Annotated in this window: 11 protein-coding genes; 5 read left to right on the top strand and 6 right to left on the bottom strand. The window is 69.5% G+C overall.

The features are described from left to right. Nucleotides 1-27 precede the first annotated feature (27 nt). From KAH28_RS05790 to KAH28_RS05775, 4 genes are all read right to left on the bottom strand, one after another. Nucleotides 28-1,458, bottom strand: coding sequence for an alkaline phosphatase PhoX (locus KAH28_RS05790; protein ID WP_290575028.1), 1,431 nt, complete (start codon nucleotides 1,456-1,458; stop codon nucleotides 28-30). Between the two features lie 125 nt (nucleotides 1,459-1,583). Next, entirely contained in the window at nucleotides 1,584-3,479 is a 1,896-nt protein-coding gene (locus KAH28_RS05785; RefSeq protein ID WP_290575027.1) for a choice-of-anchor I family protein, read from the bottom strand. 107 nt (nucleotides 3,480-3,586) lie between these two features. After that, the gene (djlA, locus tag KAH28_RS05780; RefSeq protein WP_290575026.1) at nucleotides 3,587-4,372 is read right to left on the bottom strand and encodes a co-chaperone DjlA; all 786 of its coding nucleotides are present in this window, start codon (nucleotides 4,370-4,372) and stop codon (nucleotides 3,587-3,589) included. Nucleotides 4,373-4,415: 43 nt separating this feature from the next. Then, complete coding sequence (locus KAH28_RS05775) at nucleotides 4,416-4,829, bottom strand: hypothetical protein (RefSeq protein ID WP_290575025.1); 414 nt, start codon at nucleotides 4,827-4,829, stop codon at nucleotides 4,416-4,418. A gap of 149 nt (nucleotides 4,830-4,978) precedes the next feature. On the opposite strand from KAH28_RS05775, the gene KAH28_RS05770 reads away from it, so the two are divergent. The 3 genes from KAH28_RS05770 to KAH28_RS05760 all read left to right on the top strand — a co-directional run bounded on the left by KAH28_RS05770 (nucleotide 4,979) and on the right by KAH28_RS05760 (nucleotide 9,095). Then, nucleotides 4,979-5,347, top strand: coding sequence for a VOC family protein (locus tag KAH28_RS05770; RefSeq protein WP_290575024.1), 369 nt, complete (start codon nucleotides 4,979-4,981; stop codon nucleotides 5,345-5,347). A gap of 272 nt (nucleotides 5,348-5,619) precedes the next feature. Then, nucleotides 5,620-7,719: a TonB-dependent receptor gene (locus KAH28_RS05765; RefSeq protein WP_290575023.1), complete on the top strand. Its 2,100-nt coding sequence runs from the start codon at nucleotides 5,620-5,622 to the stop codon at nucleotides 7,717-7,719. 47 nt (nucleotides 7,720-7,766) lie between these two features. Next, nucleotides 7,767-9,095 (top strand): hypothetical protein, encoded by a 1,329-nt coding sequence (locus KAH28_RS05760; RefSeq protein WP_290575022.1) that lies wholly within the window; start codon nucleotides 7,767-7,769, stop codon nucleotides 9,093-9,095. Nucleotides 9,096-9,336: 241 nt separating this feature from the next. Here KAH28_RS05760 and KAH28_RS05755 read toward each other — a convergent pair whose 3' ends face one another. Then, nucleotides 9,337-9,549: a cold-shock protein gene (locus tag KAH28_RS05755; RefSeq protein WP_290575021.1), complete on the bottom strand. Its 213-nt coding sequence runs from the start codon at nucleotides 9,547-9,549 to the stop codon at nucleotides 9,337-9,339. 309 nt (nucleotides 9,550-9,858) lie between these two features. On the opposite strand from KAH28_RS05755, the gene KAH28_RS05750 reads away from it, so the two are divergent. Both KAH28_RS05750 and KAH28_RS05745 read left to right on the top strand, forming a co-directional pair. After that, nucleotides 9,859-11,427, top strand: a complete 1,569-nt coding sequence (locus KAH28_RS05750) for a DUF4331 domain-containing protein (RefSeq protein WP_290575020.1) — start codon at nucleotides 9,859-9,861, stop codon at nucleotides 11,425-11,427. 18 nt (nucleotides 11,428-11,445) lie between these two features. Then, nucleotides 11,446-11,697 (top strand): hypothetical protein, encoded by a 252-nt coding sequence (locus KAH28_RS05745; RefSeq protein ID WP_290575019.1) that lies wholly within the window; start codon nucleotides 11,446-11,448, stop codon nucleotides 11,695-11,697. Nucleotides 11,698-11,718: 21 nt separating this feature from the next. Here KAH28_RS05745 and KAH28_RS05740 read toward each other — a convergent pair whose 3' ends face one another. Next, nucleotides 11,719-12,174, bottom strand: coding sequence for a hypothetical protein (locus KAH28_RS05740; RefSeq protein ID WP_290575018.1), 456 nt, complete (start codon nucleotides 12,172-12,174; stop codon nucleotides 11,719-11,721). Nucleotide 12,175 lies beyond the last annotated feature (1 nt).

Here is a 12,175-nt window from a genome sequence, read left to right as displayed (position 1 = left end):
GCCGCCGTCCGTCCCGGGCGCTGCGGCTCAGACCGGGGCGCGGTACTGCTCGGGGATGGTCAGCTCGTAGGTCACGCCGCTGCCGGTACGGCCGAAGGCGAGGTTCGGGCCGCGCTGCGAGCTGAAGTAGAGCCGGCTGCCGTCCGGCGAGAAGGCCGGCCCGGTGATCTCCGAGCCGCCGAGGGTGATCTGCAGCAGCACCCTGGCCGGCGCGTTGGGGATCACGACCGCGAGCCGCATGGCGTCGCCGTCCTCGGCGACCAGCACGTCGCCGGCCGGGCCGACCACGACATTGTCGACGTCGTCGAAGTCGGGCTCGATGGAGTCGTTGTCGAAGACGATCTCGATGAGGTCGTTGTCGATGTCGTAGGCGTAGATGCGGTTGTCGCCCTTGGAGGCGAAGAACAGCACCATGCGGGTCGGAGCGGATCCGCCCGGCGGCACGCTGCGCAGCGCCACGGGCATCTCGTGGAGCCACATGCCTTCGCCGCCGCGGAACACGGTGCCGGGCACCGCGTCGCCATTGTTGCCGAGCTCGGAGCGCACCTCGCTCTGCGGGCGGTCGGCGCCGACCACATCGACCCAACTCACGCGATGCAGCGTGCGCCAGACGGCGTCGTCCTCGGCGTAGCCACCGTTCTCGTAGCCGGCGATGTTGAGCGCCTGCAGCCGGCCGCTCTGCATGCGCAGGCGCGGCACATCGCCGCTGCTGTCGAGATCGTTCTCGTCGGCCACGAAGCGGTAGAGGCGGCCCGAGCCGGAGTCCTCGGTGAGGAAGACGGTGCGCGTGGCGATGTCCACGGCCGCGGCCTCGTGGTTGAACATGCCCAGCTGCGGCAGTACGCGGGCGTCGTCCGGCGTGCCCAGCGGGTCGCACTCGTAGACGAAGCCGTCGCCGGTCTCCTCGCACGACAGCCAGGTGCCCCAGGGGCTGGCGCCGCCGGCGCAGTTGCGGCGGGTGCCGTCGAGGATGCGGTAGGCGTCGACGATCTCGCCGTCGGCGCTGAAGCGCAGCGCGCCGACGCCGCCGCGGCTGCTGTTCTCGCTGTTGGAGACGTAGACCCAGCCGCCGTCCGGCGCCGGGTAGCAGGCACCGCCGTCGGGCGCGTCGTGCCAGTTGTAGCCGGTGAGGCCGAGCGGGTCGAAGGCGCCGCTCACCGGATTGGTGAGATGGCGCGCCACCGCGCGCACCGAGAAGCCGGCCGGGATGAGGATGCCGTCGACGCCGGATTCCTGCAGCTCGCCGATGTCGGCGAGCGGGCCGGCGGGCAGGTTGAACTCGCGGCCTTCCGGCGATACCGGGTCCGGGCCCGGTTCGGGCGCCGGGCCGGGCCCGGGCTCGTCGCCCAACGAGGCGGGGTCGTCACCGCAGGCGGAGAGCCAGCTGCTGGTGGCGAGTCCGCCTCCGGTCATGAAGAGGGTGCGAAGGAGCTGACGGCGGTCCAGCGGTCGGTGCATCGGAATCATCGGTTCGGATTCGGGAAGCGCGAAAGTCTAGAACCGGGCCGTGACGGGACGGTGACAGAAAAAGGGGCCGGCACCCTTCGGTACCGGCCCCTTTCGCGCACCCCCGCGCCGCGATGTCAGGGCGCGATGACGTCGATATCGAAGATCGCGGTGGTGCCGCTGATCTCGTAGCCGACCAGCAGCAGCGGGTTGCCGCTCGGGCTGTCCGCGGCCGGAACGAACACGATGCCCTCGGGGCCGAGATCGCCGGAGGCCGGGTTGTAGGCGTCGTCCACCGCCGGGTCCTCGGAGAAGTCGCGCGTGTTGATGTACTGCACGAAGTCCGGCGACTCCGGATTGGAGACGTCGTAGACCATGATGCCGCCGACGCGCTCCAGGCCGACGAAGGCGTAGGTCCGGCCCTCGAGGCGGCCCAGTGCCAGCGCCTCTGGCTCGGGGCCCTTGGCGTCGCTGCGGCTGTCGACGTCGTTCTCGTCGTTGCTGGCGTTGAAGCCGTTCTCGCCGAGGCGGTTGGCGGTGATGACCTCGAAGTCGCTGCCGCTGTCGTAGACCATCGAACGCGTGCTGGTGTCGAAGATCGAGAACGAGCGCGCACCGTAGGTGATCAGGTCCTCGTAGACGCAGGCCGCGGTGGGCTGGCCGCCGCTGTTGAGGCACGAGGCATCGGCCAGACCCTCGGTGGCGATGATGTTGATGCGGCCCAGCGCGCCGTCCTCGAAGAGGTCGGGGATGGTGTCGCCGTCGCTGTCGGTCGCGGCGCCGGGGAAGAGCGCGGCGAGGTCGGAGTCGATGGTCGCGCCCACTTCGTCGGGGTCGACGATGTCTTTGGCACGGATCTCGTCGAGATAGACCAGGCATTCGCCGTCGTCGAAGTCCTGCAGACCCATGGCCGCGTCGCAGCCGGCCTCGTCGGTGTCGAAGATGTACTCGCGGCCGTCGCCCTCGTTGGCGGTGACCAGGAAGGTCTTGCCGTTGACCCCGTACGATGCCATCGAATCCGGCATCAGCAGACCCCTGACCGGCCAGTTGGTGATGCGGATGGCGTCGTCGTCGTCGCTGGCGTCGAGCTCATTGCCGGGAATCGCGTGATCCTTGGTGCCGGTGCCCCAGATCGCGGTGATCGTGGCAGTGGCCAGATCGATCTCGACGAAGCCGCTGTTCTCCTGCAGCGAAGCCCAGGCGGTGGCGCTGTCGTCGGAGACGGCGATGTACTCGGGCTCCAGATCCTGCGCCACGCTGGCGCCGAACGGCCGCGGGGTGCGGACGCGCGCATCGAGCTCGCCGGCGCGGTCGCCGCCGTCGTTGAAGGCCTCGAAGGTGACCGCGGTGACCGAAGCATCGGTGAGCGCGCCGGCGCCGCCGCTCATGGCGATGATGCTGACCGAGCCTTCGGGATCATTGGTGTAGTCGCCGCTGGGCTCGCCCTCGTTGGCGGTGATGGCGAAGGCGCCGTCCGGCGAGAAGGTCACCATGTCCGGCAGCGCGCCGACCTGCACCGCCGACAGGAAGGTGCCGTCGGTCGCCTGGTAGAAGGCCACGTAACCCGGATCCTGCTTGGGGTCGGCCTCGATGGCCACGGCGACCACGCCGCTGCTGATCGCGACGCTGTTGGCCGCACCCAGCGCATCGGCGGAGATGCTGCGCGCGGTGGCCACGTCACCGGCGACGTCGAGGGTCGCCGACAGCGTCGGCGCGGACGGCGACGACAGATCGACGATGTCGACCGTTTCGGCCTGGGCGTTGACGATGTAGAGCTGCGCGGTCGCGGCGTCGAAGGCCACGATCTCGGCGGCGGCCTCGTCGAAGCCGGCTTCCGGGTTGCGGAAGCTGCCGATCTTGCTCAGCGAGATGCTGCTGCGCGAAGCGTCGTCGCCGGGTGCGCCCGGCGCGCCGTCCTGGCCATCCTGCCCGGCCGGGCCTTCCGGCCCGCGCGAGCCGTCGTCACCCTCGCAACCGGCCAGCGCGGCCGCACCCGCGACGGCTGCCGCCGCGATCGTCAATCGAATCGTCATGCCCCCTGCTCCCTGTGTTCGAACCAGACAAACGCCGGACGCTAAGGGGGTTGCGTTGCAGTCGCGTGACCGGACGGCGACGGTTCGGTGACGCAGCGGGGCGCCGATCAGCCGGTCGAGGCGCGCGCGCTCTTGATGCGGTCGTAGGCGGTGGTCAGGTCGCGGGTCTTCTCCTCGGCCATCGGGCGCATACTCTCGGGCAGGCCCTTGGCGGCGAGGCGGTCGGGGTGGTTCTCGTTGACCAGCTTGCGGTAGGCCCGCTTGACCTCGTCGTCGCTGGCCTCGGGCGAGACGCCGAGCACCTCGTAGGCCCAGTCGAGATCGACCTGGCTTCGGCCACCCCCGGCCTGCCCGCCGGCGCCGGCACCGCCGCCGCGCAGCATGGCCTCCATGCGGGCGACCTCCGCCTCGCTGAAGCCGAGCCCGCGCGCGATGCGCACCAGCATCTCGTGCTCGGCCGGATGGATGCGCCCGTCCGCGCCCACCGCGCTGATCTGGATCTGCAGGAACATGGCCAGCAGCGGGCGCTGGCGCTGTGCCGTGCTGGCAAAGGCCGCCACCTCGGCATCGAGATCGAAGTCCGCCGCCTTGCCGCGATTGAAGGCGGCCCGCGCCTGGTTGCGCGCGTTCTCGTCGAGCCGGAAGCGCGTGAACAGCGCTTCCGCCACCTGGATCTCGTCCTCCGTGACCTGGCCGTCGGCCTTGCAGACCGCGCCCATGACCGCGAATACCGACTCCAGGAAACGTTCCTGCAGCTTGCCGAAGCGGGTACGGATCAGCCAGCGCAGCAGGGGCCGGGCAGCGAAGTACCCGATCAGCCCGCCGATGAGCAGCCCGCGGCCGCCGCCGATGAGCAGCCCGATGAGGCCGCCGACGATGAGCCCGAAGATCATGACGCCATTCTAGCGGCAGGGCCTGAATGCGGCCCGAAGCGTGTCAGGACAACCTCGGCCAGCGCATGAACAGGCACACGCCCAGCCCCCAGGCAGCGTTGACGATCAGCGCGCCGACGAAGATGCGCGGATCCCAGCCGGCGGCGAAGGCCATGCCCTTGAGCGGGAACACGACGAACAGCGCCACCGCGCTCGGCCCGACCGCGCCCGCCGCGATGCCGCGGACCCAGTAGCCCACCCCGTTCGTGCCGCGGATCAGCAGCCAGATCGGCACACCCCAGAGCCCGCCCCAGAACGCCAGTGACAGCACCGACGGCACCCCCAGCGGCTCGGTGGGCGTCAGGCTGAAGGGCGGATTCGGCACCATGCCGAGCGCGTGGAAGACGGCGATGACCGCCTGATGGAAGAGCAGGGTGGCCGCGAAGCCGGCCACGAAGGCGCGCAGCGGAGCGTTCACTGCACGGCACCGCGGCGGGCGCGTCCGGGCATTGCGTGCTGGTGTCGTGACATCGACTCGGCCTGCTTGCGGGATGGCTTATCGTTCGCCCGACGTCCGGCCGCGTCAAGCGGCGGCGTACCTGCGTTCACAAGTCAGGAGGAGACAGCATGATCGGTTACGTGACCCTGGGCAGCGACGACCTCGCGCGAGCGGGCGCCTTCTACGATGCACTGCTCGCCGAGCTCGGCGCCGCGCGCGCGATGGAGAGCGAGCGCTTGATCGTGTGGGCGACCGCTGCCGGCGCGCCCATGTTCGGCGTGTTCACGCCCTACGACGGGCAGCCGGCCAGCGTCGGCAACGGTTCGATGGTGGCCTTGGCCGCCGGCTCTCGCGAGCGCGTCGATACCCTGTACGCCAAGGCGTTGGCGCTGGGCGCGACCGACGACGGCGCTCCCGGCGAGCGCATGCAGGGGTTCTACGGCGGCTATTTCCGCGACCTCGACGGCCACAAGCTCAACTTCTTCCACCTGGGGTGAAGCGCGGGGCGGGCATGCGCGGGCCGGCACTGCGCGGCCCGCTGCGCCTGTCGCAGCAGCGGCGATCGAAGCCCTGACCCGAAGCGGGGCGGTAATCGCCGCCGCTCCCGCTCGCTTGGGTTGTTCGCGTGAACGTTAAGTTATAACATACTGCACCTCACGCCCAGGCACTTCGATCCGGCATGACTCGCAATCTCCCCCCGGCTTCCGCGCGGCGCCCGAAGCGCGGCGCGCACGCGTCACAGCGTCCCGACCTGCCCCCGGCGCGGACGGTGTTCCGTCCCGCCCTCCTCGCTCTGGCCGTAGCGGTTGCCACGGCGGGCGCTCCGCTGCCCGCAGCAGCTGCCGGCGACGGCGCCGCCGCCAGCGACGATGCAGCACCGGAGCTTGACGCCATCACCATCTACGCGCTGCCGCTGGGCAGCGACAGCGCCTACACGCCGGCATCCTTCGATCTGCTCGAGGGGCAGGAGCTGTTCGAGCGAAGCGACGCCACGCTGGGCACGACGCTGGAAGGGCTGCCCGGTGTACATGCGGACACCTTCGGCGGCGGCTCGAGCCGCCCCGTCATCCGTGGGCAGGCAGCGCCGCGGGTGAGCGTGCTGTCGGACGGCGCCACGCTGTTCGATGCATCCGCGGTGTCGCCCGATCACGCGGTCACCACCGACCCGCTGCTCGCACACCGCATCGAGGTGCTGCGCGGGCCCTCCACGCTGCTTTACGGCGGCGGTGCCATCGGCGGCGTGGTCAATATCCTGGATGACAAGATCCCGGCCAGCATGCCCGAGGACGGCGTCGACGGCGTCGACGGCGTCGCGGTGCTGCGCGGCAACACCGTCGCGGACGAACGCGCCGGCGCGCTCGGGGTGACGGCGCGCGCCGGCGAGCGGCTGGCGCTGCGGCTGGAAGGCTCGCTCCGCGACGCCGAGGACTACGAAGTCAACGGCTTCACCGTCCCGACCATCGAGGGCACCTTCGCCGAGAGTCGCACCGGCACGCTGGGAGCATCGTGGATCGACGAGCGCGGCTACATCGGCATCGCGATCACCGACCGCACCGACGAGTACGGCCTGCCGGGCCACAGCCACGTCTTCGAGGGCTGCATGGCCGACGGCACCACGCTGGATTGCGGCGAGTCGGGTCATGACCACGACCACGACCACGGGGGGCACGCGGCGCCGTACGTCGACCTGGACGATCAGCGTATCGATGTCCGCGGCGAGTACCGGGATCCGCTGCCCGGGATCGAGCGCGTGCGCGTGCGCTGGAGTCGCGGCGACTATCAGCACACCGAGAACGAGGCCGGAGTGGTCGGCACGACCTTCCGGCACAAGGGCTACGAGGCGCGCGTCGAGCTCGAGCACGCGCCGCTGGCCGGCTGGCGCGGCGTGTTCGGTGCGCAGTACTCCGACGCCCAGTTCAACACCCTGGGCCTGGAAGCCTTCATGCCCAGGACCGACACCCGCATCGTCGGCCTGTTCGCGGTCGAGCGCTATCGCATCAGCGAGCGCTGGCGCGCCGAGATCGGGGCCCGTATCGAGCGGCAGGAACTCGATACCAGCGATGATCCGCGTGACCGGCCCGCATTCGACGATTTCGCCAGTTCGGCGTCCGCCGGCCTGATCTGGCAGGTACGGCCGGCCTATCAGCTGGCGCTGACCCTGTCGCGCGCGCAGCGCCTTCCCAATGCGCAGGAGGTCTACGCACGCGGCGTGCATCTGGCGACCAACACCTACGAGTGCGGCCTGATCGGCGGTGCCTTCACCTGCGGTGGTGCCAAGGGCGGCGTCGACCCCGAGACCTCGCACAACGTCGGCATCAACTTCCGCAAGACGCGCGGTGACCTCACCTTCGATGCCGGTGCCTTCTACAACCGCATCGACGACTACGTGTACGCGCGCACGCTCGACCAGCTCGAGGAGTTCCGGCTCATCCGCTACACACAGGATGACGCCGCCTTCCTGGGCGGCGAGTTCGAACTCAGCTATCGCTGGAACGCGCTGCTGTCCACGACCCTGTTCGGTGATCTCGTGCGCGGCCGCCTGACCGGAAGCGACGAGGATCTCCCGCGCATTCCGGCCGACCGGCTGGGCGTGCGGGCGGATGCGCGCTGGCGCGCCTTCGATGCGAGCGCCGAGGTCTACCGGATCCGCGACCAGCGCAACTTCGCCGCCTTCGAGAGCGAAACCCCCGGCCACACCATGCTGAACGCATCGCTGACCTATCACCTCGATCCGGCGCGGCGGTACAGCGTCTTCCTGCGCGGCAGCAATCTGCTGGGCGAGGAGGTCTGGAATCACACCTCCTTCCTGGCGCGGACGGTTCCCGAGCCCGGCCGCAACGTCGTGGCCGGCGTCCGCGTGCAGTTCTGACCGCGCGCGTGCCTCGCCATTCCCCTTCCCGACAACGGAGCCCCGAGATGTCCATCCTGCAATCCCGCGAGCTGATGACCGCTGCTGCTCTGGCAGCCAGCATGCTGCTCGCCGCCTGCGACAACGATACCGGCAGCACCGCGCTGCCCGGCGACGATCACGACCACGATCACGCCGAGTCGACCAGCGGCCGACTCGTGTTCACGACCGCGGACGGGACCAACTCGCGTGTCTATGTGCACGATCTGGACGAGGCCGCGACCGTCGCGGACTTCGCTCTCACCTATCCGGCCAGTGCGGTACATGCCAGTCCGGGGGGGCGCTACGCGCTGGTGATGCAGCGCGACAACGATCAGGTCGAGCTGCTCGATAGCGGCGTGTTCCCGCACGACGATCACGTCGACGTGATCGAGCCCAGCATGCTCGGCTATGTGCTCAGCGGCGTGCGGCCGACGCACTACCGCGTCAATGGCGATCAGGCGGCACTGTTCTATGACGGCAATGCCGATGCCGGCATCCTCTCGCGCTTCGAGCTGCTCACTGACGCCAGCCCGGGCAATGGCGGTGTGCTGGCCAGCCAATCGCTCGATACCGCGCATCACGGCATCGCCGAGCCGCTGGGCGGTCTCGTGCTCAGCAGTCACAGCCCCGCCGCCGGCGGTCCGGCCGACGGAATCTCCGTGTACGCACTGCACAACGACCACTTCCACGGTGAAGGCGCGCTGGCCACGTCATGCCCCGGTCTGCACGGCGGCGCTTCCAACGAGGCCTGGTCGGCGTTCGGCTGCGAGGACGGCGTGCTGCTCGCCGAGCTGCACGACGATCACTTCCACGAGTCCAAGGCCGCGGTCGGCGAGCGCATCGCGCTCGTGATGGGCAGCCACGACGTGCCGCACTTCGCCGGTTTCGCCTATCCGAGCTACAACCTGTACGAGATCGAGCCCGAAACCGCGAGTGCCAGCCAGGTCGATTGGCGCGACGGTGCCGTGGACGGCGCGGGCGAGCCGGTGACCGCGGTCCTGTACGGCTTCGACCCTCATGGTGAGCACCTGCTCATTCTCGACAACGCCGGCACGCTGCACGTGCTGGATGCGATGGACTGGGAGCGCCTCGCCACCATCGCCCTGATCGATCCGATCGAAGAGGGCGCGCCGGCCCCGGCGCTCGCGTTCAGCGGGGCCGAGCACCACGCCTTCATTACCGACCCCGCCAACCAGTCGGTGCGGGTGATCGATCTCGAGACGCTCGCCGAGTCCGACGAGGCCATCCAGCTCGATATCGTGCCGGCGAACCTGGCGTGGACCGGCGTCGTCGAAGGCGACCACGACCACGACCACGAGGACGAGCACGACCACGAAGGCGAGCACGACCACTAGCAGGCGGTCGTGCCGTGGCAGCATCGGCAACCGCCGTCGCTGCGTGGCGTTCTGCAACGCACCCGGCTCCAGGCCGGGGCGGGTCGGCGGTGCCGCACGCGGCGCCGCCGGCGATTTCGTTCTAGCACTCCGTGCAGGGTGCTGCGCGTGCGGCTGGTGGTTGCCCCTGCAGGGGCCACAAACGAAAAAGGCCGCGACCCGAAGGTCGCGGCCCCGTCAATCCGGCGTTGCGGATCAGCCCTTAGACAGGGCGGATCTGCGTGGCCTGCATGCCCTTCGGGCCGCGCTGCGCAACATACTCAACGCGCTGGCCCTCGGTCAGGCTGCGGAAGCCGCTGCCCTGGATTTCCTTGAAATGGGCGAACAGGTCCTCGCCACCCTCGGTCGGGGTGATGAAGCCGAAGCCCTTGGCATCGTTGAACCACTTGACGGTTCCGGTCGAAACATCGCTCATGAAGCATTCCTCAATGGGAAGGGTGAAGTAAGGGGCCGGCGGCCCCGGTGTGCAATCCATCAAGGAACGCATCAATGTCACGGCGACCGGTTCTCGACCCTTTCGATCGATGATGCGGACGCTTCACGCTGATAACACTCTTCTTGAAGCAACTGCGCTGCGCAATATACGCCAACTGGGCACTGAGTGCGCAACCCCGCGCGCAAACCGCTCCGGGTCGGCGGTCCCGCATCGATGTCCGGTCCGCTGCATCCGAACCCGGGCAGGGCGCGTAAGGACCGTAAAGACACGCGTCCACCGGGAGAGATCATGTTCACGAGAGTCCTGCTGTTCGGCGTCGCGACGGCGCTGGCGGCAACGAGTCAGCACGCGAGCGCGTCCAGCCATCGCGAGGCCCCCTTCATCGCGGGCATGCCGCGCGTCGACGGAACCGACTTCTACATGTTCCGCAGCTACGAGAGCGGTCGCGAGGGCTTTGTCACGCTCATCGCCAACTACAACCCGCTGCAGGACGCCTACGGCGGCCCCAACTACTTCGCGCTGGATCCGGAAGCGCTCTACGAGATCCACATCGACAACGACGGCGATGCGGTCGAGGATCTCACCTTCCAGTTCCGCTTCGAGCAGACCTTCCGCGGCGTGGCGCTCGACATCGGTGCCGGCGACGCGCAGGCATCGGTGGGCATTCCGTTGATCCAGGCCGGTCCGATCGGACCCGGCATCGAGGACGACGCCAGCCAGAACCGTGTGGAGTCCTACACCGTCGACCTGGTGCGCGGCGCGCGCCGCTCGGGCAGTGGTGAACCGCTCACCGTCATGTCCGGACCGCTGGCCGGCGAGACCACCCTGCGCAAGCCGGTGGACAACATCGGCAGCAAGACCATCGCCGACTATCCGGCGTACGCCGGCAACCACGTCTATGACGTGGGCATTCCGGGCTGCGGCAACGGCCGCGTCTTCGTCGGACAGCGTGCCGAAGGCTTCGCCATCAATCTCGGCGAGGTCTTCGATCTGATCAACCTCGATCCGCTGGGTGAACGCGACGCCAAGAACAGCATCGTCGCGGACAAGAACGTGACCTCGCTGGCGCTGGAGGTGCCGGTGAGCTGTCTGACCGACGGCGAGGAGAGCGTCATCGGTGGATGGACGACCGCCAGCAAGCGCCAGATGCGCATGCTCAACCCGGCGCCCGAAGGGCCCAACACCGACCTGCCCGACACCGTCGGTCCGGCGCTGGAGGGCGGCGCGTGGTCACAGGTGTCGCGCCTCGGCAGCCCGCTGGTCAACGAAGTGGTCATCGGCATCGACCACAAGGACCGCTTCAACGCCAGCCACCCGAGGGACGATGCCCAGTTCGCGACCTTCGTGACCAATCCGACGCTGCCGGCGCTGATCGATATCCTGTTCCGTGACGCCGTCGGCGCCGACGCCAGCATCGCGCCGAGCAACATCCCGCGTCAGGACCTGGTGCTTGCCTTCCTCACCGGCATCCCCGGCCTCAACCGGCCCGAGGGTGTGGCGGCGTCGGAGATGCTGCGCCTCAACACCGCCATCGCGCCGACGCCGCCCGGTGAGCAGAGTCCGCTCGGCGTGCTCGCGCTCGACCTCGCAGGCTTCCCGAATGGCCGCCGGCCGGTCGACGACGTCACCGACGTCGCGCTGCGTGCGGCGATGGGCGTGCTGTGCACGGTGACCGAGGAGACCTCCCCGGCCTTCGCGCCGCTGATCGCCGCCCGCGACTGCGGGCCGTCGGACGCGCCGGTCGGCACGGCGCCGCTCACCGACCAGGTCACCGAGTCCATCGACGACTTCCTGGGCGGCTTCCCGTACCTCGCGCACCCGACCCCCGGGGCGCCACAGACCGCATCGCGCCGGTAGGAGGACGCAGCCGTGCCCATGATTCGTTCCTTCCTTCCGCTCGGCGCGCTGCTGTTCCTGCTGGCGGCCTGCGACGGCACCGGTCCGCGCGGCGTCGCCCCGGCCCCGGAGCCCGATCCGGATCCCGATCCAGCACCGGTTCAGCTGCGCGGGCTCGTAATCGATCAGTTCAACAACAACACCGACGAGACCAGCGCGCCCGTCGACATCAACGACCTCGAATTCGAGATCGACCGGACCCCCATCGATCTCGATACCGTTACCGGCTAGGTCTGCAGTCGGTAGCGGTCTTTATGGCTCCGCGCGCGAGCGCGGAGCTCTTTTTTTGCGCGCGAGAAGCGCGGAGAGCAGGCCGGCATTGAGCAGCAGGCTGGCGATCAATGCCCCCAGCAGCAGCCCCGGCGGCACCGAAACGGTGTCCGGCTGATCGGTCGCCGTCGCGACGCCGACCCCCACCGTGGCGCGCAGCTTGTGCCCCTGGCCGTCATCGGCCTCGACGATCCATTCGCCCGGCTGGTCGGGCACGAAGGCGAAGCGCCCGTCGCGGTCGGTGCGCCCCACCTGGTAGAGGCGCTCGGTCCCCGGCTCCAGTACCCGCACGGCGGCGCCGTCCATGGCCTGGCCGGCGGTGTAGGCGAAGCGCAGCACCTCGACGGGGGCGTTGTCGACGGCCTCGTAGCCGGCACCGTGCGCGAACGCCGATGGCGCTGCCACCAGCAGCGACAGGGCGGTCGTTGCGGCCTTCATC

Source organism: Algiphilus sp. (assembly GCF_023145115.1).
Lineage (GTDB): Bacteria > Pseudomonadota > Gammaproteobacteria > Nevskiales > Nevskiaceae > Algiphilus.
This window is presented reverse-complemented; position numbering and strand designations above follow the sequence as displayed.

Excerpts from the sequence above, each read along its gene's own strand:
- KAH28_RS05745 (WP_290575019.1), top strand. The coding sequence starts at position 11,446 with ATGATTCGTTCCTTCCTTCCGCTCGGCGCGCTGCTGTTCCTGCTGGCG.
- KAH28_RS05750 (WP_290575020.1), top strand. The coding sequence starts at position 9,859 with ATGTTCACGAGAGTCCTGCTGTTCGGCGTCGCGACGGCGCTGGCGGCA.
- KAH28_RS05770 (WP_290575024.1), top strand. The coding sequence starts at position 4,979 with ATGATCGGTTACGTGACCCTGGGCAGCGACGACCTCGCGCGAGCGGGC.
- KAH28_RS05755 (WP_290575021.1), bottom strand. The coding sequence starts at position 9,549 with ATGAGCGATGTTTCGACCGGAACCGTCAAGTGGTTCAACGATGCCAAG.
- KAH28_RS05760 (WP_290575022.1), top strand. The coding sequence starts at position 7,767 with ATGTCCATCCTGCAATCCCGCGAGCTGATGACCGCTGCTGCTCTGGCA.
- KAH28_RS05790 (WP_290575028.1), bottom strand. The coding sequence starts at position 1,458 with ATGCACCGACCGCTGGACCGCCGTCAGCTCCTTCGCACCCTCTTCATG.
- KAH28_RS05740 (WP_290575018.1), bottom strand. The coding sequence starts at position 12,174 with ATGAAGGCCGCAACGACCGCCCTGTCGCTGCTGGTGGCAGCGCCATCG.
- KAH28_RS05785 (WP_290575027.1), bottom strand. The coding sequence starts at position 3,479 with ATGACGATTCGATTGACGATCGCGGCGGCAGCCGTCGCGGGTGCGGCC.
- djlA (WP_290575026.1), bottom strand. The coding sequence starts at position 4,372 with ATGATCTTCGGGCTCATCGTCGGCGGCCTCATCGGGCTGCTCATCGGC.